21 protein-coding genes and 2 pseudogenes are annotated in these 24,797 nt (G+C 70.9%); all 23 read left to right on the forward strand.

Going from position 1 to position 24,797, the window contains the following annotated elements:
• Positions 1–138: 138 nt before the first annotated feature.
• The gene (locus C3486_RS10425) at positions 139–600 is read left to right on the forward strand and encodes a response regulator (RefSeq protein WP_103832336.1); all 462 of its coding nucleotides are present in this window, start codon (positions 139–141) and stop codon (positions 598–600) included.
• A 188-nt stretch (positions 601–788) separates the two neighbouring features.
• Positions 789–992 (forward strand): annotated as a pseudogene (locus C3486_RS37950) (hypothetical protein); the annotation flags it as partial.
• Positions 993–2,213: 1,221 nt separating this feature from the next.
• Positions 2,214–2,459, forward strand: a pseudogene (locus C3486_RS37955) (DALR anticodon-binding domain-containing protein); the annotation flags it as partial.
• Between the two features lie 25 nt (positions 2,460–2,484).
• A complete protein-coding gene (gene lysA / locus C3486_RS10440) occupies positions 2,485–3,876 on the forward strand; it encodes a diaminopimelate decarboxylase (protein WP_103832337.1) in 1,392 nt (463 codons plus the stop codon).
• Between the two features lie 121 nt (positions 3,877–3,997).
• Positions 3,998–5,290 (forward strand): homoserine dehydrogenase, encoded by a 1,293-nt coding sequence (locus C3486_RS10445; protein ID WP_103832338.1) that lies wholly within the window; start codon positions 3,998–4,000, stop codon positions 5,288–5,290.
• Positions 5,291–5,298: 8 nt separating this feature from the next.
• Positions 5,299–6,381: a threonine synthase gene (thrC, locus tag C3486_RS10450; RefSeq protein ID WP_103832339.1), complete on the forward strand. Its 1,083-nt coding sequence runs from the start codon at positions 5,299–5,301 to the stop codon at positions 6,379–6,381.
• A 389-nt stretch (positions 6,382–6,770) separates the two neighbouring features.
• Complete coding sequence (gene thrB, locus C3486_RS10455) at positions 6,771–7,688, forward strand: homoserine kinase (protein ID WP_103832340.1); 918 nt, start codon at positions 6,771–6,773, stop codon at positions 7,686–7,688.
• Between the two features lie 382 nt (positions 7,689–8,070).
• Entirely contained in the window at positions 8,071–10,137 is a 2,067-nt protein-coding gene (gene rho / locus C3486_RS10460) for a transcription termination factor Rho (RefSeq protein WP_103832341.1), read from the forward strand.
• 391 nt (positions 10,138–10,528) lie between these two features.
• The gene (locus C3486_RS10465) at positions 10,529–11,653 is read left to right on the forward strand and encodes an LCP family protein (RefSeq protein WP_103832342.1); all 1,125 of its coding nucleotides are present in this window, start codon (positions 10,529–10,531) and stop codon (positions 11,651–11,653) included.
• A 166-nt stretch (positions 11,654–11,819) separates the two neighbouring features.
• On the forward strand, positions 11,820–12,044 hold the full coding sequence (gene rpmE, locus C3486_RS10470) for a 50S ribosomal protein L31 (protein WP_103832343.1): 225 nt from the start codon (positions 11,820–11,822) through the stop codon (positions 12,042–12,044).
• A gap of 132 nt (positions 12,045–12,176) precedes the next feature.
• Complete coding sequence (gene prfA, locus C3486_RS10475) at positions 12,177–13,247, forward strand: peptide chain release factor 1 (protein WP_103832344.1); 1,071 nt, start codon at positions 12,177–12,179, stop codon at positions 13,245–13,247.
• A gap of 134 nt (positions 13,248–13,381) precedes the next feature.
• The gene (gene prmC / locus C3486_RS10480) at positions 13,382–14,221 is read left to right on the forward strand and encodes a peptide chain release factor N(5)-glutamine methyltransferase (protein WP_103832379.1); all 840 of its coding nucleotides are present in this window, start codon (positions 13,382–13,384) and stop codon (positions 14,219–14,221) included.
• An 86-nt stretch (positions 14,222–14,307) separates the two neighbouring features.
• Positions 14,308–14,955, forward strand: coding sequence for an L-threonylcarbamoyladenylate synthase (locus C3486_RS10485; protein WP_103832345.1), 648 nt, complete (start codon positions 14,308–14,310; stop codon positions 14,953–14,955).
• Positions 14,952–15,611 carry a protein-tyrosine-phosphatase gene (locus tag C3486_RS10490; RefSeq protein WP_103832346.1) on the forward strand — a complete coding sequence of 220 codons (660 nt, stop codon included), beginning with the start codon at positions 14,952–14,954 and terminating at the stop codon, positions 15,609–15,611. The genes C3486_RS10485 and C3486_RS10490 overlap by 4 nt, the downstream gene beginning before the upstream one ends.
• A 147-nt stretch (positions 15,612–15,758) precedes the next feature.
• A complete protein-coding gene (glyA, locus tag C3486_RS10495) occupies positions 15,759–17,099 on the forward strand; it encodes a serine hydroxymethyltransferase (RefSeq protein ID WP_103832347.1) in 1,341 nt (446 codons plus the stop codon).
• Between the two features lie 98 nt (positions 17,100–17,197).
• Positions 17,198–18,535, forward strand: coding sequence for an MraY family glycosyltransferase (locus tag C3486_RS10500; RefSeq protein WP_103832348.1), 1,338 nt, complete (start codon positions 17,198–17,200; stop codon positions 18,533–18,535).
• Between the two features lie 317 nt (positions 18,536–18,852).
• Entirely contained in the window at positions 18,853–19,290 is a 438-nt protein-coding gene (locus C3486_RS10505; RefSeq protein ID WP_103832349.1) for a hypothetical protein, read from the forward strand.
• Between the two features lie 264 nt (positions 19,291–19,554).
• Positions 19,555–20,370 (forward strand): F0F1 ATP synthase subunit A, encoded by an 816-nt coding sequence (gene atpB, locus C3486_RS10510; RefSeq protein ID WP_103832350.1) that lies wholly within the window; start codon positions 19,555–19,557, stop codon positions 20,368–20,370.
• Between the two features lie 76 nt (positions 20,371–20,446).
• The gene (gene atpE, locus C3486_RS10515) at positions 20,447–20,689 is read left to right on the forward strand and encodes an ATP synthase F0 subunit C (RefSeq protein ID WP_030280712.1); all 243 of its coding nucleotides are present in this window, start codon (positions 20,447–20,449) and stop codon (positions 20,687–20,689) included.
• Positions 20,690–20,731: 42 nt separating this feature from the next.
• Positions 20,732–21,304, forward strand: a complete 573-nt coding sequence (locus tag C3486_RS10520) for a F0F1 ATP synthase subunit B (protein ID WP_103832351.1) — start codon at positions 20,732–20,734, stop codon at positions 21,302–21,304.
• Complete coding sequence (locus C3486_RS10525; RefSeq protein WP_103832352.1) at positions 21,301–22,116, forward strand: F0F1 ATP synthase subunit delta; 816 nt, start codon at positions 21,301–21,303, stop codon at positions 22,114–22,116. The genes C3486_RS10520 and C3486_RS10525 overlap by 4 nt, the downstream gene beginning before the upstream one ends.
• Before the next feature lie 153 nt (positions 22,117–22,269).
• Positions 22,270–23,862 carry a F0F1 ATP synthase subunit alpha gene (gene atpA / locus C3486_RS10530; RefSeq protein WP_103832353.1) on the forward strand — a complete coding sequence of 531 codons (1,593 nt, stop codon included), beginning with the start codon at positions 22,270–22,272 and terminating at the stop codon, positions 23,860–23,862.
• Between the two features lie 20 nt (positions 23,863–23,882).
• On the forward strand, positions 23,883–24,797 hold the full coding sequence (locus C3486_RS10535) for a F0F1 ATP synthase subunit gamma (RefSeq protein ID WP_103832354.1): 915 nt from the start codon (positions 23,883–23,885) through the stop codon (positions 24,795–24,797).

Below are 24,797 nucleotides of genomic sequence, written 5' to 3' on the forward strand. Positions count from 1 at the left end.
GTGCGGGGCGGCTTCCGGGAGGGTGGTCGCTAGCGCATGGGGGCGGTGCGGGGGCGGTGATCGAGGGAACGTCCCCCGCACGGGGCGGAAGTGGGGAAAACCCGGACGCAGCAGGTGGCAGGCGCCTAGTCTCAATATGTGCCTGGCTTGTCCGGCCGGGTCCTTGTTGTCGACGACAACAAGGTCATCCGGCAGTTGATCAGGGTCAATCTCGAGCTGGAGGGCTTCGAGGTCGTGACCGCGGCTGACGGTGCCGAGTGCCTCGACATCGTGCACGACGTGTGTCCCGATGTGGTCACGCTCGACGTCGTGATGCCGCGGCTGAACGGACTGCGTACCGCCGAGAGGCTGCGTGCCGATCCGCGTACCCGTGAGCTTCCGATCGCCATCATCAGCGCGTGCACGCAGCTGGAGGTGGAGAGCGGGGAGGCGCTCAGGGTGGATGCGTTCCTTGCCAAGCCGTTCGAGCCGGTCGAGCTCATACGGACCGTGCACCAGTTGCTGGCCGGGGTCCATGGCTCCGGGCCCGGTGGCGGGCCGGCGGACGGGGCGGCCGATGCAGACCCGAATTCCCAGCCCGCCGTCCGGCCCACGGGGTGACGTGGCCGGCGCGGCGGGCGGTGCGAGCCGGGTGAGCGGGCGGGCGGTACGGGGCGGGGGGTGTCCGAAGGGCGAAACCCGTTCGCATACCCGCCCCCCTTCTCCCATACGCTTGTCCTGTGACCCCCGCTGAGCTCTCCCGCACCGTCCTGCGCTCCGTGCGCGGTGCCGTCGAGGCGCGGGAGCTTGTGCTGGCGGAGGGCGCCTTGCCCGAGCGGGTGGATGTGGCGCCGCCGCCGCACGCCGGCTGCGGTGATTACGCCACGAATGTCGCGCTGCGGCTGGCGAAGCATGCGGGGGCGCCGCCGCGAGAGGTCGCCGCGGTCGTCGCGAAGCGGCTGGCCGGTGTGCCGGGGATCGCGGCGGTGGATGTCGCCGGGCCCGGCTTCTTGAACATCACGCTGGGGGACGACGCACCTGGCGCGCTGGTGCGGGAGATTCTGGCCGCCGGTGCCGATTACGGGCGTGTGGATGGTCTTGGGGGCGGGGGGACGGCTGCGTCCGCGGACGGTCCGCCCCGCTCCGCCGGTGCCTGTCCCGCTCCGGTCGCGGACGGCCCGGTCGCCGCCGGTGTCCGCCCGGTTCCGTCTGCGGGAGGTCCGGCCCACGCCGGTGCCCGCACCACTCCGCCCGCGAGCAGCTCAGGCTGCGCCGGTGCCCGCCCGGCTCCGCCTGCGGGCGGTCCAGCCGCCGCTGGTGCCGGCTCCGCTCCGGTCGCGGACGGTCCCGCGTCCGCTGGTGTCAGCCCCGTCCCGTCTGCGGACGGCCCCGCCTCCGTCGGTGTCCGCCCTGCCGCGCCCACCATCGACCTCCGTCCCGCCCCCGGCCCTCGGGCCGCGGTCGTCGCGGACGCCTTGCGGGCGATCATGGAGGCTGCGGGGAAGGGGACCCGGCCGGGTGGGGAGGACGTGCGGCCCGTGCCTGTGAAGGGGCCGGACGGGAGCTACGTCACTGACGAGGAGCTGCTCGCGCGGCTCGGGCGGGACGAGATGCGGTGGGTGCTGCTGCGGCCCGCCGCGCACGATCACGTGCGGGTGCCGGAGCGGCCGGTGCAGCGGGAGGGGAATCCCCGGTTCCTGGTGCAGTACGCGTACGCTCGTACGTGCGCAGTGTTGCGCAACGCCCGTGAGCTGGGCGTACTCACCGCAGGCGCCGATGAAGCCGCCACCGGCCGGACGGGTGCCGACGCCACGGCCCCCCACCGGACAAGCGCCGACGCCGTCGCCCCGGGCCGGGCCAACGCTGGTGGTCAGACTGCTGCCAGCCAGCTCGCTGCAGGCCAGGCCACCGCCGACCAAGCCGTCGCCGGCCAGACCGCCCCCCACCGGACAAGCGCCGACGCCGTCGCCCCGGACCGGGCCGACGATGGTCGTCAGACTGCTGCCAGCCAGCTCGCTGCAGGCCAGGCCACCGCCGGCCAGGCTGCTGCCAGCCAGGCCACCCCCGGCCAAGCCGTCGCCGACCCGGCCACTGTCGCCGACCCGGCCACCGCCGCCCCGGACCAGGCATCCACAGCCCCGCCCGCCGTCCACCACCCCGACACCCCCCACCCCACCGCCGCCCACTCCGACACCGCCCACCCCCATGTCCCCCACACCCCCCTGCATGCCGCGCTTGCGGCGTATCCCGGGGCGGTCGGGGATGCGGCGCGGCTTCGGGCGCCGGAGCGGCTGGTGCGGCAGCTGGAAGTGATCGCCGACGCGTTCTTCCGGTTCCTCGTGACCTGTCCGCCGCTTCCCGCCGGAGAGCAGAAACCCATGGCCGTTCACCGCGCCCGGCTGGCCGTCGCCCAGGCCGCCGGTACGGTGCTTGCGAACGGCCTGACCCTGTTGGGCATCTCCGCACCCGAACACCTCTGAACCTCCGAGGGGATCTCCCACCGCCATGAGCCGTTCCGCGCACCCCGCAGGGCCCCGCCACGCCGACGTACTGCCCGAGGGCCACTACACCGCTCCGCCAGCCGATCTGAACGACCTGGACCCGCGCGTCTGGGCCCGGACGGTGCGGCGGGACGCCGACGGTGTGGTGACCGTCGGCGGGATGAGCGTCGCCGAGCTGAAGGAAGAGTTCGGTACGCCTGCTTACTTCCTGGACGAGGATGACTTCCGGGCTCGGTGCCGGGCCTGGAAGGACGCCTTCGGGGAGGATGCCGATGTCTTCTACGCCGGTAAGGCGTTTCTGTCGCGGGCCGTCGTGCGGTGGCTGCACGAGGAGGGGCTGAACCTCGACGTCTGTTCCGGGGGCGAGCTGGCCACTGCGCTGGCGGCCGGGATGCCGGCCGAGCGGATCGCGCTGCACGGGAACAACAAGAGCGAGGGCGAGATCCGGCGGGCCGTCGAGGCCGGGGTCGGCAGAATCGTGCTCGACTCCTTCCAGGAGATCGCGCGGGTCGCGCACATCGCCGAGCAGCTCGGCAAGCGGCAGCCGGTGCAGATCCGGGTGACGGTGGGCGTCGAGGCGCACACGCACGAGTTCATCGCCACCGCGCACGAGGACCAGAAGTTCGGCATCGCGCTGGCCGACGGGCAGGCCGCCGAGGCCGTCCGCCGGGTGCTGAAGCTGGACGCGCTGGAGCTCACGGGCATCCACTCGCACATCGGGTCGCAGATCTTCGACATGGCCGGGTTCGAGGTCTCCGCGCGGCGTGTGGTGCAGCTGCTGGCCGACGTGCGCGAGGAGCACGGCGTCGAGCTGCCGGAGATCGATCTGGGGGGTGGCCTGGGCATCGCCTACACCTCCGACGACGACCCCCGGGAGCCGCACGAGATCGCCAAGGCGCTGGGCGAGATCGTCCGGCACGAGTGCGAGGCGGCGGGGCTGCGCGTGCCGCGGCTGTCCGTCGAGCCGGGGCGCGCCATCGTCGGCCCCACCGCGTTCACCCTGTACGAGGTGGGCACGGTGAAGGAGCTGGAGGGGCTGCGGACGTATGTCAGCGTCGACGGCGGGATGTCGGACAATATCCGTACGGCGCTGTACGACGCGGAGTACAGCGTGGCGCTGGTCTCGCGGACCTCGGACGCCGCTCCGATGCTCTCGCGGGTGGTCGGCAAGCACTGCGAGAGCGGTGACATCGTCGTGCGGGACGCGTTCCTGCCGTCGGACCTCGCGCCGGGCGACCTGCTGGCGGTGCCGGCGACCGGTGCGTACTGCCGGTCGATGGCCAGCAACTACAACCACGCGCTGCGGCCCCCGGTCGTGGCGGTGAGCCAGGGCGAGGCCCGGGCGATCGTGCGGCGCGAGACGGAGGAAGATCTCCTGCGGCTCGATGTCGGATAAGTGAAATAGATGTCTCGGGATCTGGACGAGGTAAAGAAATTGCCGTCCGGTGAGTGAGACTGGTCCATTGCGAACAGGCCCCGGTCCCACGGGGCCGCAAACACGGAAGAGCAGAGGTCGAATGATGCGTACGCGTCCGCTGAAGGTGGCGCTCCTGGGCTGTGGTGTGGTCGGCTCAGAGGTGGCGCGCATCATGACGACGCACGCTGACGACCTCACGGCCCGGATCGGCGCTCCCGTGGAGCTCGCGGGCATCGCCGTGCGCCGTCCCGACCGGGTGCGCGAGGGCGTGCCCGCCGAGCTGGTCACCACCGACGCGACCGCGCTGGTCAAGCGCGGGGACATCGACGTCGTGATCGAGGTCATCGGTGGCATCGAGCCGGCCCGCAAGCTCATCACCACCGCCTTCGAGCAGGGCGCCAGCGTCGTCTCGGCGAACAAGGCGCTGGTGGCGGCGGACGGCGCGGCGCTGCACGCGGCCGCCGAGGAGCACGGCGCCGACCTGTACTACGAGGCCGCGGTGGCCGGCGCGATTCCGCTGGTCAGGCCGCTGCGCGAGTCGCTGGCCGGGGACAAGGTCAACCGGGTGCTCGGCATCGTGAACGGGACGACCAACTTCATCCTCGACAAGATGGACACCAGCGGCGCCGGGTACAGCGAGGCGCTGGACGAAGCCACCGCGCTGGGGTACGCCGAGGCCGACCCGACCGCCGACGTCGAGGGCTTCGACGCCGCGGCGAAGGCCGCGATCCTCGCCGGCATCGCCTTCCACACCCGCGTGACCATCGACGACGTGCACCGCGAGGGCATCACCGAGGTCACCGCCGCCGACATCGCCTCCGCCAAACGCATGGGCTGCACCGTCAAACTGCTGGCCATCTGCGAGCGGGCGGCCGACGGTGCCTCGGTCACCGCGCGGGTCCACCCGGCGATGATCCCGCTCACGCATCCGCTGGCGTCCGTGCGCGAGGCGTACAACGCCGTCTTCGTGGAGTCGGAGGCCGCCGGCCAGCTGATGTTCTACGGCCCCGGCGCCGGCGGCTCGCCGACCGCCTCGGCCGTCCTCGGCGACCTGGTCGCGGTCTGCCGGAACAAGCTCAGCGAGGCCACCGGGCCCGGCGAGTCGGCGTACACGCAGCTGCCGGTCAGCCCGATGGGCGAGGTCGTCACCCGGTACCACATCAGCCTCGATGTGGCCGACAAGCCCGGCGTCCTGGCCCAGGTCGCCATGGTCTTCGCCGAGCACGGCGTATCGATCGATACGGTGCGCCAGCAGGGCAAGGACGGCGAGGCGTCCCTCGTCGTCGTCACCCACCGCGCCGCCGACGCCGCGCTGTCCTCGACGGTCGAGGCGCTGCGCAATCTGGACACCGTCCGGGGCGTCGCCAGCATCATGCGGGTCGAAGGGGAGTAAAGGAACCCATGTCTGCCATTACCAGCGCCGGTACCACCCACCAGTGGCGCGGCATCATCGAGGAGTACCGCGACCGACTGCCGGTCAAGGACACGACCGAGGTCGTCACCCTTCGCGAGGGCGGTACGCCTCTCGTACCGGCGCAGGTGCTCTCCGAGCGCACCGGCTGCGAGGTCCACCTCAAGGTCGAGGGCGCCAACCCCACCGGTTCCTTCAAGGACCGCGGCATGACGATGGCCATCACCCGGGCCAAGGAGGAGGGCGCGCAGGCCGTCATCTGCGCCTCCACGGGCAACACTTCCGCCTCCGCCGCCGCGTACGCCGTCCGTGCCCGGATGGTCAGCGCCGTACTGGTCCCGCAGGGCAAAATTGCGCTGGGCAAGATGGGCCAGGCGCTGGTGCACGGGGCGAAGATCCTCCAGGTCGACGGGAATTTCGACGACTGTCTGACGCTCGCCCGCGGGCTGTCGGAGAAGTACCCGGTCGCACTTGTGAACTCCGTCAACCCGGTGCGCATCGAGGGCCAGAAGACCGCGGCCTTCGAGATCGTGGACATGCTCGGTGACGCGCCCGACATCCACGTGCTGCCGGTCGGCAACGCCGGCAACATCACGGCGTACTGGAAGGGCTACAAGGAGTACGCCGCCGACGGCATCGCCTCCCGCCGGCCCCGCATGTGGGGTTTCCAGGCGTCCGGCAGCGCGCCGATCGTGCGTGGTGAGGTGGTCAAGGACCCGAGCACGATCGCCACGGCGATCCGCATCGGCAACCCGGCCTCCTGGTCCTTCGCCGAGGCCGCGCGGGACGAGTCGGGCGGCGCCATCGACGAGGTGACGGACCGTCAGATCCTCGCTGCTTACCGGCTGTTGGCCTCGCAGGAGGGTGTCTTCGTGGAGCCGGCCTCGGCCGCTTCGGTGGCCGGTCTGCTGAAGGCCGCCGAGGAGGGCAGGGTCGACCCGGGCCAGAAGATCGTCTGCACGGTGACCGGCAACGGCCTGAAGGACCCGGACTGGGCGGTGGCCGGTGCGCCGCAGCCGGTGACGGTCCCGGTCGACGCGGACGCGGCCGCCGAGCGGCTGGGCCTGGCGTAGGACGTCCGGCGCGCAGACGTCCGGCGTAGGACCAGGACGTCTGGCGTAAGACAAAAATTCGACCGGAAACAGCCGGTCGGGACGGCTCGGACGGGGTCGGCGCGCGTGTCGCACCGGCCCCGTGAGGCCACACAGGGCAAATCCTGCAAAGGCTGCAAAGTGAGTGGTGTGGCATGAGAGGGCGCGCGACACGCATCGTGCGCCTCCCGTGCGCCCTATGTCGCCACTGAACCTTCCTTCGATAGGCTGGCAGCCAACTCCCCTCCCCGCGGCATAGTGCAGTGGTGTGCAGGGCAGGTCAGAACGGACCCCATGAGCCGATCAGGTGCCTCGGTACCGCGGCGCTCCGGGGCAGTACCGCAGTTTCAATCAAGGAGAGTCATCGAGCGATGGCCGGTCCAGCGTTCCGCGCCGCCGCCGTCCGGGTGCGCACCCCCGCCACCAGCGCCAATCTCGGTCCCGGCTTCGACGCCCTCGGCCTGTCCCTGGGTCTGTACGACGACGTCGTAGTACGCGTCGCCGACTCCGGACTGCACATCGACATCGCGGGCGAGGGCGCCGACACCCTGCCGCGCGACGAGAGCCACCTGCTCGTACGGTCCCTGCGTACCGCCTTCGACCTGCTGGGCGGGCAGCCGCGCGGCCTGGAGGTCGTCTGCGCCAACCGCATCCCGCACGGCCGGGGCCTGGGCTCCTCCTCCGCCGCCATCTGCGCCGGGATCGTCGCGGCCCGCGCCGTGACGATAGGCGGCGAGCAGAAGCTCGACGACGCCGGACTGCTGGAACTGGCCACCGAGATCGAGGGTCACCCCGACAACGTCGCCGCCTGCCTGCTCGGCGGATTCACCCTGTCCTGGATGGACGCCGGCGCGGCCCGCGCCATCAGGATGGATCCCGCCGATTCCGTCGTTCCGGTGGTCTTCGTGCCGGGCAAGCCGGTGCTCACCGAGACCGCGCGCGGCCTGCTGCCGCGCACCGTCCCGCACGGTGACGCCGCGGCGAACGCCGGTCGTGCCGCACTGCTCGTCGAGGCCCTGACCAGGCGCCCCGAGCTGCTGCTCGCCGCGACCGAGGACCGACTTCACCAGGAGTACCGGGCGCCGGCCATGCCGGAGAGCATCGCCCTGGTGAACCGACTGCGCGCGGACGGCGTCCCCGCGGTCGTCTCCGGCGCGGGCCCGACGGTGCTCGCGCTGGTCGAGGAGGGAGCGGCCGACAAGGTCGCGTGCCTGGCGGGAGAGGGGTGGGCGGCCAACCGGCTGTCCCTCGACGCAGCAGGAACGAGCGTGCTGCCGCTCGCCGGGTGACCGACGGATTGCCGGTCTGAGAGAGGGGGAATGTTTGTTGGATCCGGTAGTGTTAACCTCAAGTGAGTACCCGACGCCGCAGCGGCGAGGTACTTCGTGTCCCCAGTCGGGACCACCTTTCTTCCGGGAGCCTCCCAACCTGCTTGGAGCGAAGGCCTAAAGCAGAAGCGAGCACGCTCCGGAAATCGGCGTGATGTGCATAACGCGTGACCTGCATGAATGCGCAGCATCTTTCGCGTCGGAACGATGAACTGATCTCTCCGCCGAATCCGGCGGGACCACCGCCCCGGCCCGGCCCGTGAATGTCGAGGGACCGCGGTCGGACAGCACAACCGGTCGCCGAGCCAGACAGGCCGACGCCCGCTCCAGGGAAGGACCCTTCGTGAGCGACACCACCGATCTGATGGGCGTACGCACCGATGGCGATGCCGCAGCGCCCGCCACGGACGCTCCCGCCGCGCCTGCCACCGGGGCCGCCACTGGTGCCTCGCGGCGACGCCGTTCCGGCACCGGCCTCGAGGGCATGGTCCTGGCCGAGCTGCAGCAGGTAGCCTCCAGCCTCGGCATCAAGGGCACCGCGCGGATGCGCAAGAGCCAGCTCATCGAGGTCATCAAGGAGAAGCAGGCCGCCGGCGGAGCCGGTGCGGCCAAGACCGCCGAGGCGCCCGCGGAAGCCCCCGCCGAGGCCAAGCCGAAGCGCCGGACCACCTCCAAGGCCCGCACCGGCGAGGCCGCGGCCGAGAAGACCGCCGAGAAGCCCGCCAAGGCGGAGAAGGCCGCGGACACCGCCGCCGGCCAGCAGCAGATCGAGATTCCCGGCCAGGGCGCCGGCGACGAGCAGCCGGCCGGCGAGCGCCGCCGGCGCCGCGCCACCGCAGCGGCCGGCAGCCCCGAGACCACCGCGTCCGAGGCCAAGGACGGCGGCCGCGGCGAGGCCAAGGCCGAGGCGAAGACCGAGGTCAAGGACGGCCAGAAGGACGCCTCCGGCCAGGAGGGCGAGGGCCGCAAGGGCGGCGAGGGCCGCCAGGAGCGGGGCGAGCGCCAGGACCGCGGGGACCGTCAGGACCGCGGCCAGAAGGGCGACCGCGGCCGGGGCCGCGACCGCGACCGCCGCAAGAACAACGACGGCAACGACGGCGGCGGCCAGCAGCAGGGCGGCGGCAACCGCCAGCAGGGCAACCGCCAGGACGACTTCGACGACGAGGGCCAGGGCGGCCGGCGCGGCCGCCGGGGCCGGTACCGGGACCGCCGCGGCCGGCGCGGCCGTGACGACTTCGGCGCCGAGCCGCAGGTCGCCGAGGACGACGTCCTGATCCCCGTCGCGGGCATCCTGGACATCCTCGACAACTACGCGTTCATCCGGACCTCCGGCTACCTCCCCGGTCCGAACGACGTGTACGTCTCCCTCGCCCAGGTCCGCAAGAACGGCCTCCGCAAGGGTGACCACGTCACCGGCGCGGTCCGCCAGCCCCGTGAGGGCGAGCGCCGCGAGAAGTTCAACGCGCTGGTCCGGCTGGACTCCGTCAACTCCGTCGCGCCCGAACAGGGCCGCGGCCGCCCGGAGTTCGGCAAGCTGACGCCCCTGTACCCGCAGGAGCGGCTGCGCCTGGAGGGCGAGGCCGGCCAGCTGACCACGCGGATCATCGACCTCGTGTCGCCGATCGGCAAGGGCCAGCGCGGTCTGATCGTGGCCCCGCCGAAGACCGGTAAGACCATGATCATGCAGGCGGTCGCCAACGCGATCACCCGCAACAACCCCGAGTGCCACCTGATGGTCGTCCTCGTCGACGAGCGTCCGGAAGAGGTCACCGACATGCAGCGGTCGGTCAAGGGCGAGGTCATCTCCTCGACCTTCGACCGCCCGGCCGAGGACCACACCACCGTCGCCGAGCTCGCCATCGAGCGTGCGAAGCGCCTGGTGGAGCTGGGCCACGACGTCGTCGTCCTGCTGGACTCCATCACCCGTCTGGGCCGCGCGTACAACCTCGCGGCGCCCGCCTCCGGCCGCATCCTGTCCGGTGGTGTCGACTCGACCGCGCTGTACCCACCGAAGCGCTTCTTCGGTGCCGCGCGCAACATCGAGGACGGCGGCTCGCTGACCATCCTGGCCACCGCGCTGGTCGAGACCGGCTCGCGGATGGACGAGGTGATCTTCGAGGAGTTCAAGGGCACCGGCAACATGGAGCTCAAGCTCGACCGGAAGCTCGCGGACAAGCGCATCTTCCCGGCGGTGGACGTGGACGCGTCCGGCACCCGCAAGGAAGAGATCCTGATGTCCAGCGACGAGCTCTCGATCGTGTGGAAGCTGCGCCGGGTGCTGCACGCCCTGGACCAGCAGCAGGCCATCGAGCTGCTGCTGGACAAGATGAAGCAGACGAAGTCCAACGCGGAGTTCCTGCTGCAGATCCAGAAGACGACGCCGACCCCGGGCAACAACGGCAACGACTGACGCCCGCGGCCGCGCGGCCGTCCACCGGAGCCCTCCCCGTCACCCGTGACGGGGAGGGCTCCGCCGTTCCGTCACGCGGTGGGAACGCGCCGTGAAAATGGTGTGACGCATTCGGCGTTCCCCGGCCGTGCCCTGAGACCTTCCGCACAGACGTAAAGTCCGCAAACGTCCCGTCCTGCGCCCGGTGCGCCGGGAAAAAGCCCTGGTGAGCGGGGTGCGAACGGCTGTGCGCCGGCTTCGGCACGCCCGTCCGGAGTGGCCGGGCGGCACCGGCGGTCTGTGCAACCCTTCCCGGATGCCTCCCGTCTGACAAGGTGCGGGACACCACCGGTGAGAGGACGTGACAGCCGGGGACGGCGGGGCCAGCCGAGCAGCGAGGACTGAGGAGCAGATGGCGGACAGCAGCAGGGCCGCACGGACGGCCGCGAGCCGTTCCCGCGGCGTACGCGCCACCGGCCGCCGGCGCAAGGCACCCAACAGGCGTCGCAGGGCACTGACGATCACGCTCTGTGCCCTGGTCAGCTGCGTACTGCTGGGCGGCGCGGGACTCGGCTTCGTGTACTACCAGCTGAACGGCAACCTCAAGGGCGTCGACATCAACGCGGCGCTGGGCGGCGACCGCCCGGACGACGTCGACAACGGCTCGATGGACATCCTGGTGCTCGGCTCGGACTCCCGGGCCGGGGCCAACGCCAAGTACGGCACCGACGGGGGCGGGGCCCGCTCCGACACCGCGATGGTCGTGCACGTCTACAAGGGCCACAAGAAGGCCAGCGTGGTCTCCATACCGCGGGACACCCTGATCTCGCGGCCGTCGTGCACCAAGGGCGGCAAGGAGACCCCGGGCGCGCAGAACGTCATGTTCAACACCGCGTACGAGGTCGGCGGCCCGGCCTGTGCCGTCAAGACGGTCGAGTCCATGAGCGGCATCCGTATGGACCATTTCGTCGAGGTCGACTTCAGCGGCTTCAAGAAGCTGATCGACGCCCTCGGCGGCGTCGACATCACCACGACGAAGGCGATCCACGACCCGGACAGCCACCTGGACCTGGAGCCCGGCACCCACACCCTGGGCGGCGAGCAGGCCCTCGGCCTGGTCCGCACGCGGCACGGCGTGCCCGGCGGCGACGGCAGCGACCTGGGCCGCATCCAGCTGCAGCAGACCTTCATCAAGGCGCTGATGGACCAGGTCAAGGACGTGGGGCTGCTGTCGAACCCGACGAAGCTGTACGACATCGGGGACACCGCCACCAAGGCGATCACCACCGACACCCAGCTGAACTCGGTCAACGCGCTGGTCGGCCTGGCCAAGGACCTCGGGGGCATCGGCTCGGACCACATCAAGATGACCACGCTGCCGGTGACCTACGACCCGAACAACCCCAACCGCGTACTGCCGCTGGAGGCCCAGAACAAGCAGGTCTGGAAGGCACTGCGGGAGGACAAGGCGATCCCGAAGTCGGCCACGAAGGACTCGGCCGGCGACAAGGGCGGCACGGCCAACTACGTACGGTGAAGGAGGCGGCCCCGGCTCCCCGCCCGCTCCGGGCGGGGAATAACGGGAGCCGCCCCCCGGTTTGGGGAGATGCGGCCAGTACTGGCAAACTGGACCGTCGGCCCCGGTTCACGTGACGCAACCCGCGAGCACGACCCGGTGCCCTCCCGATCCATAGGAGATTCCCTTGAAGCGCGACATCCACCCGGAGTACGTCGAGACCCAGGTCAGCTGCACCTGCGGCGCGTCGTTCACCACCCGTAGCACCGTTGCGGAAGGCACCATCCGTGCCGACGTCTGCTCCGAGTGCCACCCGTTCTACACGGGCAAGCAGAAGATCCTCGACACCGGTGGCCGCGTGGCCCGCTTCGAGGCCCGCTTCGGCAAGAACGCCGGGTCCGGCAAGAAGTAGCGACCCACAAGGCGCCGGTTCTCGGTCGCCCCTGCGCAGGGGCGACCGGACCGGCGTTTTGCCTTCCCTACCCCGCCGGTCGCCCGGCCGCGGGCCCACCCGGTACATCCCAGCCAGCAGAGGAACACCACGATGTTCGAGGCGGTCGAGGAACTGATCGGCGAACACGCCGACCTCGAGAAGCGGCTCGCCGACCCCGCGGTCCACGCCGACCAGCGCGAGGCGATGCGGCTCAACAAGCGGTACGCCGAACTCACCCCGATCATCGCCACCTACCGCGCCTGGAAGCAGACCGGTGAGGACATCGAGACGGCCCGCGAACTGGCCGCCGACGACCCCGACTTCGCCGAGGAGGTCAAGGAGGGGGAGGCCCGCCGCGAGGAGCTGACCGACAAGCTGCGGCTGCTGCTCGTCCCCCGCGACCCCAGCGACGACAAGGACGTCATCCTCGAGGTCAAGGCCGGCGAGGGCGGCGAGGAGTCCGCACTGTTCGCCGGCGACCTGCTGCGCATGTACCTGCGGTACGCCGAGCGGCTCGGCTGGAAGACCGAGATCCTCGAGGCCAACGAGTCCGACCTCGGCGGCTACAAGGACGTCCAGGTCGCCGTGAAGACCAAGGGACAGACCGAGCCCGGCCAGGGCGTCTGGGCCCGGCTGAAGTACGAGGGCGGGGTGCACCGCGTCCAGCGGGTGCCCGCGACCGAGTCCCAGGGCCGCATCCACACCTCCGCCGCCGGCGTGCTCGTCACGCCCGAGGCCGAGGAGGTCGAGGTCGAGATCGGCCCGAACGACCTGCGGATCGACGTCTACCGCTCCTCCGGCCCCGGCGGCCAGTCGGTCAACACCACCGACTCCGCGGTGCGCATCACCCACCTGCCCACCGGCATCGTCGTCTCCTGCCAGAACGAGAAGAGCCAGCTGCAGAACAAGGAGCAGGCGCTCCGCATCCTGCGCTCCCGACTGCTCGCCGCTGCCCAGGAGGAGGCCGAGCGGGAGGCGTCGGACGCGCGCCGCAGCCAGGTACGTACGGTCGACCGCTCCGAGCGCATCCGGACGTACAACTTCCCGGAAAACCGGATCTCCGACCACCGGGTGGGCTTCAAGGCGTACAACTTGGACCAGGTGCTGGACGGCGAGCTCGACCCGGTCATCCAGGCCTGCGTGGACGCCGACTCGGCGGCCAAGCTCGCCGCCGCCCAGTAACCGCGGACGCGGGCGCCCGGCGCCCGCTTCACACCGCACGACCGAAGTACGTACCGGCTGGAGGACCAGTGCAGCAGTCTCCCGGGGGCCACGGCGTTCCGCAGCGGCCCGGCCGCGCGCCCAAGGCCCGGTCCGTGCTGCTCGCCGAGGTGGCCCAGGCGACCCAGCGGCTGGCCGACGCCGGCGTACCCTCGCCGCGCTTCGACGCCGAGGAACTGGCCGCCCACGTGCACGGCGTCAAGCGGTCCCAGCTGCACACGGTGGCCGACGCGGACTTCGACGCCCGCTACTGGGAGGCCGTCGCGCGCCGCGAGGCCCGCGAGCCGCTGCAGCACATCACCGGGCGCGCCTTCTTCCGGTACCTGGAGCTGCACGTCGGCCCCGGCGTCTTCGTGCCCCGCCCGGAGACCGAGTCGGTGGTGGGCTGGGCGATAGACGCGGTGCGCGCGATGGACGTCGTCGAGCCGCTCATCGTCGACCTGTGCACCGGCTCCGGCGCCATCGCGCTCGCGCTGGCCCAGGAGGTGCCGCGCTCGCGCGTGCACGCCGTGGAGCTGTCCGAGGACGCCCTGGTGTGGACACGCAAGAACGTCGAGGGGTCCCGCGTCGTTCTCCATCAGGGCGACGCGCTGACCGCGCTGCCCGAGCTGGACGGCCAGGTCGACCTGGTCATCTCCAATCCGCCGTACATCCCGCTGACCGAGTGGGAGCACGTGGCACCGGAGGCACGCGACCACGACCCCGAGCTCGCGCTGTTCTCCGGCGAGGACGGCCTGGACACCATCCGGGGCATCGAGCGCACCGCACACCGCCTGCTGCGGCCCGGCGGCGTCGTCGTGATCGAGCACGCCGACACCCAGGGCGGCCAGGTGCCGTGGATCTTCACCGAGGAGCGCGGCTGGGCCGACGCGGCCGACCACCCCGACCTGAACAACCGGCCGCGCTTCGCGACCGCCCGCAGGGCGACGCCGTGACCGGACCCGCACGCTCCCACCGGGCCCCGGCCGCCGCCGGGCGCCGCTCCACCCCCCACCACCTTTCCGCATCAGGAGGCCCGCTAATGGCACGGCGATACGACTGCAGCGACGCGACCGACCGCGCGACCGGCCTGCGCGAGGCCGCGTCGGCGGTCCGGCGCGGGGAGCTGGTCGTGCTGCCGACCGACACCGTCTACGGGGTCGGCGCCGACGCCTTCAACTCGGAGGCCGTCGGCGATCTGCTGGAGGCCAAGGGCCGCGGCCGCAACATGCCCTCGCCGGTCCTGGTCGGCTCCCCGAACACCCTGCACGGACTGGTCACCGACTTCTCCGAGCAGGCCTGGGAGCTGGTCGACGCCTTCTGGCCCGGCGCGCTGACCATCGTCGCGCGGCACCAGCCGTCGCTGACCTGGGACCTGGGGGAGACCCGCGGCACGGTCGCGGTGCGGATGCCGCTGCACCCCGTGGCCATCGAGCTGCTGACCGAGTTCGGGCCGATGGCCGTCTCCAGCGCCAACCTCACGGGCCGCCCCTCGCCGCAGGACTGCGACGCGGCGCAGGAGATGCTGGGCGACTCCGTCTCCGTGTACCTCGACGGCGGGCCCACCCCGGCCGCCGTGCCGTCCTCCATCGTCGACGTCACCGGCAGCACCCCGCGGCTGCTGCGGGCCGGCGCGATCGACGCCGACGAGCTGCGCAAGGTCGTACCCGAGCTCGAGGTGGCCAATTGATGGCCCCGCAGGGGCGTGGCATAGCGGGAACGCAGGACGACTACACCTTCCGCATCCTCCACGTCAGCACCGGCAACGTCTGCCGCTCGCCGATCACCGAGCGGCTGCACCGCCATGGCCTGCAACGCAGACTCGGTACCGAGCTGACCAGCGGGATCGTGGTGGAGAGCGCCGGCACCTGGGGCCACGAGGGCGCCCCGATGGAGACCCACGCCGCCACCGTGCTGGCCGACTACGGCGCCGACCCGGACGGCTTCATCGGCCGTGAGCTGCTGGACGAGCACGTCATCAGAGCCGACCTGGTGCTGACCGCCACCCGCGACCACCGCGCCCAGGTCATCTCCATGGGCCACTCGGCGGGCCTGCGCACCTTCACCCTCAAGGAGTTCAACCGGCTGGTGAAGGCCATAGACCCGGCCACCCTGCCCGAGCCCGACCCGGCGCTGCCCGATGGCGGCCTGGTGGCCCGCGCCCGCGCGCTGGTGGGCGCGGCGGCCGCGCTGCGCGGCTGGCTGCTGGCGCCGAACGCCGAGGCCGACGAGGTGCACGACCCGTACGGCGCGCCCATCACGTTCTTCCGCTCCATCGGCGACGAGATCAACGAGGCCCTCGACCCGGTCGTCACGGCCCTCACAGGAGTCCCCGCACGCGCCTGAGCGGCCCTGTGGCCGCCCGCCGGCCGGGTGGCCGCATCACACCGCCCGGCACCCGCCCGGCCGCCCTGTCACGCCGTACACCGCGCCCGCACGCCGTTCCGCGCCTACATTGGACGTACGTCCCCCGTACGAGGCCCGGAGCGAGCGATGCCAGCGACTCCCGCGTCCACCCGCAGCGCCACCCACTCCCGGCCGGCCCGGCAGCAGAGCGACGGGCCGCCGCACGCGAGCGCCGCCGCGCCGCCCTGGAGCGGACCGGGCTTCGAGCAGCTGCGCGCCCAGGACCCGCAGATCGCCGACGCGCTGCTCGGGGAGAGCGCCCGGCAGGCCGACGGCCTCCAGCTGATCGCCGCGGAGAACTTCACCTCGCCCGCCGTGCTCGCCGCGCTCGGCTCCCCGCTCGCCAACAAGTACGCCGAGGGCTATCCGGGCGCCCGGCACCACGGCGGCTGCGAGCTGGTGGACTTCGCCGAGCGGACGGCGGTGGAGCGCGCCAGGGCCCTCTTCGGCGCCGAGCACGCCAACGTGCAGCCCCACAGCGGCTCTTCGGCCGTGCTGGCCGCCTACGCGGCGCTGCTGCGCCCCGGGGACAGCGTGCTGGCCATGGCGCTGCCGCACGGCGGCCATCTGACGCACGGCTCGGCGGCGAACTTCTCCGGCCGCTGGTTCGACTTCACGGGGTACGGCGTGGACCCGGACAGCGGGCTGCTGGACTACGAGGCCATCCGGGAGCTGGCGGTGCGGCACCGCCCCAAGGCCATCGTCTGCGGCTCGATCTCCTACCCCCGCCACATCGACTACGCGGCCTTCCGGGAGATCGCCGACGAGGTGGGCGCGTACCTCATCGCGGACGCGGCGCACCCGATCGGGCTGGTGGCCGGGGGAGTGGCGCCGAACCCGGTGCCGTACGCCGACGTGGTGTGCGCCACCACCCACAAGGTCCTGCGCGGCCCGCGCGGCGGCATGATCCTGTGCGGCGCCGACCTGGCGGAGCGGATCGACCGGGCGGTCTTCCCGTTCACCCAGGGTGGCGCCCAGATGCACACCGTGGCGGCGAAGGCGGTGGCGTTCGGGGAGGCCGCGACGCCCGCGTTCGCGGCGTACGCGCAGCGGGTCACGGCCAATGCGCGGGCCCTGGCGGAGGCGCTGGAGGCGGCGGGCCTGCCGGTGACCACCGGGGGCACCGACACGCACCTGATCACCGCGGACACCGCGCCGCTGGGCCTGGACGCCCGTACGGCGCGCGGCCGGCTGGCCGCCGCCGGCATCGTCCTGGACACCTGCGCGCTGCCCGGCCCGGTGGACGCCGCGACGCGCCGGACCGGCATCCGGCTGGGCACCGCCGCCGTTTCCACCCAGGGAATGGGGGAAGCAGAGATGACACGCATCGGGGCGCTCATCGGTGCGGCGCTGAGGGAGGACGGCACGGCCCGGGAGCGGACCGCGGAACTGGTCCGGCACTTCCCGCCTTATCCCCCACACGCCTGAATCGGGAACCGTCCGCGCGCGAGGAACGTCCTGACCTACATTCACGGCTGGGGGGCGGACACGCATATGGTGTGTGGCTGTGATGGCCAGCGATACCAATGGGGCAGCCCGTGCGTGAATACCTGCTGACGCTGTGCGTCACGGCCGCGGTCACTTACCTGCTGACCGGGCCGGTACGGAAGTTCGCGATCGCGGCCGGCGCGATGCCGGAGATCCGCGCTCGCGACGTGCACCGCGAACCGACGCCGCGGCTCGGCGGCATCGCGATGTTCGGCGGTCTGTGCGCGGGTCTGCTGGTCTCGGCCCACTTCACCAACATCAAGAGCGTCTTCGAGTTCTCCAACGAACCGCGCGCGCTCCTCTCGGGCGCCGCGCTGATCTGGATCCTCGGCGTCCTGGACGACAAGTGGGGCGTGGACGCGCTCATCAAGCTCGGCGGCCAGATGATCGCCGCGGGCGTGATGGTCCTCCAGGGCCTGACCATCCTGTGGATCCCGGTGCCCGGTGTGGGCACCGTCTCGCTGACCCCGATGCAGGGCACGCTGCTCACCGTCGCGCTGGTCGTCATCACCATCAACGCGGTGAACTTCGTCGACGGTCTGGACGGGCTGGCCTCGGGCATGGTGTGCATCGCGGCCGCCGCGTTCTTCATGTACGCCTACCGGATCTGGTACGGCTACGGCCTGGAGGCGGCGGCTCCCGCTTCACTCTTCGCGGCGATCCTGATGGGCATGTGCCTGGGCTTCCTGCCGCACAACATGCACCCGGCGCGGATCTTCATGGGCGACTCGGGCTCGATGCTGATCGGGCTGGTGCTGGCGGCGGGCGCGATCTCGGTCACCGGCCAGGTGGACCCGGACGCCATGCAGCTGTTCGCCGGCTCCGAGCGGCTCGCTGTGCACACGATGGTGCCGGTCTACATCCCGCTGCTGCTGCCGCTGACGATCATCGCGGTGCCCTTCGCCGACCTGGTCCTGGCGATCGTGCGGCGCACCTGGAACGGCCAGTCGCCGTTCACCGCCGACCGCGGCCACCTGCACCACCGGCTGCTGGAGATCGGCCACTCGCACAGCCGCGCCGTGCTGATCATGTACTTCTGGTCGGCGCTCATCGCGTTCGGCGCGGTGGCGTACTCGGTGAACAACGCCAGCGTCTGGATCGTCCTCGGCATCGTCGCGCTGAGCGCCGTCGGCCTCGTCCTCCTGCTGCTGCCGCGGTTCACGCCGCGTGCGCCGCGCTGGGCCGAACGGATGGTGCCGCCCCGCTACCGGCGGCGCGCCACCGCCGCGCCGGCCTCTGGAGCGGGCGCCGAGCAGGGCGAGCCGGGGGAGCCGGGTGAGGGGCAGCGGGAGCCCGTGCCGGCCGGGATCCACGGGGCCACCGCGATCGGCGACCGGTCCCGGTTCCCCGAGTGGCGGGTCGGCAGCCGGCGCTGAAAAGCGGGGACCGGAAAATTTTTCCGACGACTGTTCGAGATTGCGTTCGCCACACTTGAAATCAGACTATTCCGTGCGCATAGCACACAAACCGACGCCCGTCAGTGCACCAACGCGCGGGGTACTGCTCACGTGTGACAGGTAGCACACGAAGTAGGTAAAGACCTCATCAAATAGTTTGTGATACCGTTCACGAGACCCGGTGATAGAGCCGTAAGTCCCGAGTCTGTCGGGCCGCTCGGCTCGGCAGCTCGCCGTCCTGCCGGGTCTACGCTCGTCCGCGAGCACACCTGCCCCCACCCCGCCGGAGCGCCGCCATGCAGTCAAATGACGCTCGCCTGTTTCTTCGTGCCCTCGTGCCCACGCTTGTCGCCGGCGTTCTCGGCGTCGTCATCAGCGCGCTGGTCGCCGGCGGGAAGGGCGCCCTCGGTGCCGTGGTCGGTGTGGTGCTGGTGCTCTTCGTGATGGGCCTCAGCCTCGTCGTGCTCCAGCAGACCGCGAAGAAGTTCCCCGAACTCTTCCAGATGATGGGGCTGCTGCTGTACGCCGTGCAGATCCTGTTCGTCGCGGTCTTCCTGCTGGCGTTCAAGAACACCTCTCTTTTCGACACCAAGGCGTTCGCGTTCACGCTGCTCGGGGCGACTCTCGTGTGGATCGCCGCACAGGCCCGCGGGTACATGAAGGCGAAGATTCTCTACGTCGACCCCGATGCCGCCGAAGCCAAGAGCGCGGAAACGGCGGGGTCCACGCCGTGAGACGTAGGGCCGGGATAAACGCAGTCGTGCGGGCCTGCTATCGTCCGGTGCCATCTGCGGCACAGTTGGCGCAGGCGGCGCGGCTCCCGAGTCCCCCGGGGCAGGACGAACATCTCTTGCGGCCCCCGCCTGTGATGCGAACCGGCCCAGTGCCGATGTGCCGCCCCCAAATCCGTAAGACCAGTCCAGTGCCGTTCCGCGGATCAACGCCGCGCCGACACAACGAGGTTGCCGTACCTATGCGCCACGCTGAAGGAGCTCGCGGTGAGTGCTGACCTGAATACGCTCGCCTTTAACACCGAGTGCCACCTCTTCATTCCAGGGTGTGGCTTCGAGGCTCCCGGCCTGCACTCGTTCGTCTTCGATCCGCTCTTCTCGATCGGCAGCTTCAACTTCAACAAGCCGATGCTGCTGGCCCTGCTCAGCACCGTCGTCGTCGTGTGGTTCTTCTGGGCCGCATTCGCCCGGGCCAAGGTCGTGCCGGGCAAGCTGCAGATGATCGGCGAAGCGGGTTACGACTTCGTGCGCCGCGGGCTCGTTTACGACGCCCTGGGCAAGAAGGAGGGCGAGAAGTACGTCCCCTTCATGGTCGCGCTGTTCTTCTTCGTGTGGATCATGAACATCTGGTCGATCATTCCGGTCGCCCAGTTCCCGGTGACGTCGGTCATCGCCTTCCCCGCGGGTCTGGCCCTCCTGGTCTGGCTCCTGTGGGTGGGCCTCACCTTCAAGAAGCACGGCTTCGTCGGTGCCTTCAAGAACTTCACCGGCTACGACAAGTCGCTCGGCTGGGTCCTCCCGCTGCTGATGATCATCGAGCTCCTCTCGAACCTGATCATCCGGCCCTTCACGCACGCGGTCCGTCTCTTCGCGAACATGTTCGCCGGCCACATGCTGATCGTGATGTTCACGATCGCCACCTTCTACCTGGCCAACGGCGTGGGCTTCGCCTACGCGGGCGCCTCGTTCGTGATGACCATCGTGATGACCGCCTTCGAGGTCTTCATCCAGGCCGTCCAGGCGTACGTCTTCGTCCTGCTGGCCTGCAACTACGTCCAGGGCGCGCTCGCCGAGCACCACTGAGCACCCCGCTTCCCCCAACCCACAGACGTCCGGTGGCCAACCCCCACCGGTACTTGAAAGAGAAGGAAGAACCGGCATGTCCGCTCTCCAGACCCTCGCCTCCGCCGACGCGTTCACCGGTAGCGCCAGCGCGATCGGTTACGGCCTGGCCGCCATCGGCCCCGGCGTCGGCGTCGGCATCATCTTCGGTAACGGCACCCAGGCCCTGGCCCGTCAGCCCGAGGCCGCCGGCCTGATCCGCACCAACCAGATCATGGGTTTCGCCTTCTGTGAGGCGCTCGCCCTGATCGGCATCGTCATGGGCTTCGTTTTCAAGTAAACCGAGCCGCGTCGACGAACCCTTTAGACGGAAGGCATTGATGTGAACGCCCTGGTCACCCTGGCGAGTGAGGTGGAGGTTCCCGAGAACCCCCTCATTCCGCCGATCCCAGAGCTTGTCATCGGCCTGGTCGCCTTCTTCATCGTCTTCGGCATCCTCGCCAAGAAGCTCCTCCCGAACATCAACAAGGTTCTGGACGAGCGCCGTGCGGCGATCGAAGGCGGCATGGAGAAGGCGGAGGCCGCGCAGGCCGAGGCCCAGCAGGTCCTGGAGGACTACCGGGCCCAGCTCGCCGACGCCCGCCACGAGGCCGCGCGTCTGCGCCAGGAGGCGCAGGAGCAGGGTGCCGCGCTCATCGCCGAGATGCGCGCGGAAGGCCAGCGGCAGCGTGAGGAGATCATCGCCGCCGGTCACGCCCAGATCGAGGCGGACCGGAAGCAGGCCGCGCAGACGCTGCGCCAGGACGTCGGCAAGCTCGCCACCGACCTGGCCGGCAAGCTCGTCGGTGAGTCCCTCGAGGACCACGCCCGGCAGAGCCGCACGATCGACCGCTTCCTCGACGAGCTCGAGGCGAAGGCGGCGACCGACTCGGCGAAGGCCGAGGCCGGCCGATGAACGGAGCGAGCCGCGAGGCACTGGCCTCCGCACGGGAGCGTCTCGACGCGCTGACGGACAACACGGCCGTCGACGCGGCGAAGCTCGCCGAGGAGCTGGCTGCCGTCACCGCGCTGCTCGACCGCGAGGTGTCGCTGCGTCGGGTCCTCACCGACCCGGCGCAGGCCGGCGAGGCGAAGGCCGAGCTGGCCGGGCGTCTGCTGGGCAGCCAGGTCGGCGGCGAGACCGTCGATCTGGTCTCCGGCATGGTCCGCTCCCGCTGGTCGCAGTCGCGCGACCTGGTGGACGGCATCGAGGAGCTGGCGTACAGCGCCGACCTCGTCGCCGCGCAGCGGGCCGGGGCGCTCGACGACGTGGAGGACGAGGTGTTCCGGTTCGGCCGGATCGTGTCCTCCTCGGCCGAGCTGCGCGCCGCGCTGACCGACAGCCGTGCGGACGACTCGGCCAAGGCCGAGCTGATCCGCTCGCTGCTGGGCGGCCGCGCCAACCCGGTGACCGAGCGTCTGGTCGTCCGACTCGTCGCACAGCCGCGGGGCCGTAGCCTGGAGGCGGGGCTGGACGCCCTGTCCAAGCTGGCCGCGCGCCACCGGGACCGGCTGGTCGCGGTGGTCACCTCCGCGGTGCCGATCAGCGAGACGCAGAAGCAGCGCCTGGGCGCTGCGCTCGCCTCGCTGTACGGCCGGCGGGTCCACCTGAACCTCGACGTGGACCCCGAGGTCCTCGGCGGCGTGCAGGTGCGCATCGGTGACGAGGTCATCAACGGGACCATCGCCGAGCGCCTGGACGAGGCGACCCGGCGGATGGCCGGCTGAGGCAGCCAACCAACTCAACAGCATGAGCAGCGGCCCGAGTTGGGCCGTACGCAGGGAAAGATCAAGGGGGCGAACCCGCCCCCTGCCTGCGGCGGGGGTGCCCCATACCCCGCATGAAGACTTCGGGCCCAACAAGGAGAGCAGGGAACCCAGATGGCGGAGCTCACGATCCGGCCGGAGGAGATCCGGGACGCGCTGGAGAACTTTGTCCAGGCGTACAAGCCGGACGCGGCCTCGCGCGAGGAGGTCGGGACGGTCAGCGAGGCCGGTGACGGCATCGCGAAGGTCGAGGGACTTCCCTCGGCGATGGCGAACGAACTGCTGAAGTTCGAGGACGGCACCCTCGGCCTCGCGCTGAACCTCGAAGAGCGCGAGATCGGTGCGGTCGTCCTCGGTGAGTTCAGCGGTATCGAGGAGGGCCAGCCGGTGCAGCGCACCGGTGAGGTGCTCTCGGTCGCCGTGGGCGAGGGCTACCTCGGCCGCGTCGTCGACCCGCTGGGCAACCCGATCGACGGCCTCGGCGAGATCGAGTCCGAGGGCCGCCGCGCCCTGGAGCTGCAGGCCCCGGGCGTCATGGTCCGCAAGTCGGTGCACGAGCCGATGCAGACCGGCTACAAGGCCGTCGACTCGATGGTGCCGATCGGCCGCGGTCAGCGTCAGCTGATCATCGGCGACCGCCAGACCGGCAAGACCGCGCTGGCCGTCGACACCATCATCAACCAGCGCGACAACTGGCGCTCGGGCGACCCGAACAAGCAGGTCCGCTGCATCTACGTCGCGGTCGGCCAGAAGGGCTCCACCATCGCCTCCGTGCGCGGTGCCCTGGAGGAGGCCGGCGCCCTCGAGTACACGACGATCGTCGCGGCTCCGGCGTCCGACCCGGCCGGCTTCAAGTACCTCGCCCCGTACACCGGCTCGGCCATCGGCCAGCACTGGATGTACCAGGGCAAGCACGTCCTGATCATCTTCGACGACCTGTCGAAGCAGGCCGACGCCTACCGCGCCGTTTCGCTGCTGCTGCGCCGTCCGCCGGGCCGTGAGGCCTACCCGGGCGACGTCTTCTACCTGCACTCGCGTCTGCTGGAGCGCTGCGCGAAGCTGTCGGACGACATGGGCGCCGGTTCGATGACCGGTCTGCCGATCGTCGAGACCAAGGCGAACGACGTGTCGGCGTTCATTCCGACCAACGTCATCTCCATCACCGACGGCCAGTGCTTCCTGGAGTCCGACCTGTTCAACGCGGGCCAGCGCCCGGCGCTGAACGTCGGTATCTCCGTCTCCCGAGTCGGTGGCTCGGCCCAGCACAAGGCGATGAAGCAGGTCTCCGGCCGCCTCCGCGTGGACCTCGCCCAGTTCCGTGAGCTGGAGGCGTTCGCCGCCTTCGGTTCCGACCTGGACGCCGCTTCGAAGGCCCAGCTCGCCCGTGGTCAGCGCATGACCGAGCTGCTCAAGCAGGGCCAGTACCAGCCGATGCCCGTCGAGGAGCAGGTCGTCTCCATCTGGGCCGGTACCACCGGCAAGATGGACGACGTCCCGGTGGAGGACATCCGCCGCTTCGAGCGCGAGCTGCTGGACTGGATGGGCCGCGAGAAGAAGGAGCTGCTCACCAGCATCGTCGAGGGCGGCAAGATGTCGGACGACACCATCCAGGCCCTCACCGAGTCGGTCTCCACCTTCAAGCAGCAGTTCGAGACCTCGGACGGCAAGCTGCTCGGTGAGGACGCCCCGGTCAGCGCCGCCAAGTGACGACGGAAGGGACCTGATCCATGGGAGCCCAGCTCCGGGTCTACAAGCGTCGCATCCGCTCCGTCACCGCGACCAAGAAGATCACCAAGGCGATGGAGATGATCGCCGCCTCGCGCATCGTCAAGGCGCAGCGCCAGGTGGCGGCATCGACGCCGTACGCGAGTGAACTGACCCGCGCGGTGACGGCGGTTGCGACCGGCTCGAACACCCAGCACCCGCTGACGACCGAGGCGGAGAAGCCGGCCCGGGCCGCGGTCCTGCTCATCACGAGCGACCGCGGTCTGGCGGGCGGCTACTCCTCCAACGCCATCAAGGCCGGCGAGCAGCTCACCGAGCGGCTCAAGGGCGAGGGCAAGGAGGTCGACACCTACATCGTCGGCCGCAAGGGTGTCTCGTACTACGCCTTCCGCGAGCGCAAGGTCGTGGAGTCGTGGACCGGCTTCACCGACAGCCCGACGTACGCGGACGCCAAGGCCGTGGCCGCACCGCTCATCGAGGCCGTCCAGCAGGACACGGCCGAGGGCGGCGTGGACGAGCTGCACATCGTCTTCACCGAGTTCGTGTCGATGATGACGCAGACGCCGATCGAGGACCGGCTGCTGCCGCTCAGCCTCGACGCGAAGGACGAGGACGAGCAGGCCTCGACCGAGCTGCTGCCGCTGTTCGACTTCGAGCCGTCGGCGGAGGACGTCCTGGACGCCCTGCTGCCGCGGTACGTCGAGTCGCGCATCTACAACGCGCTGCTGCAGGCCGCCGCCTCCGAGCACGCCGCCCGCCGGCGCGCGATGAAGTCGGCGACGGACAACGCGGAAGAGCTCATCAAGTCGCTCTCGCGGCTTGCCAACCAGGCCCGCCAGGCCGAAATCACCCAGGAAATCAGCGAGATCGTCGGTGGCGCGAGCGCACTGGCCGACGCGACCGCGGGGAGTGACTGA

The sequence above is a fragment of the Streptomyces sp. Ru73 genome (assembly GCF_002920575.1).
In the GTDB taxonomy this organism is placed as follows: domain Bacteria; phylum Actinomycetota; class Actinomycetes; order Streptomycetales; family Streptomycetaceae; genus Streptomyces.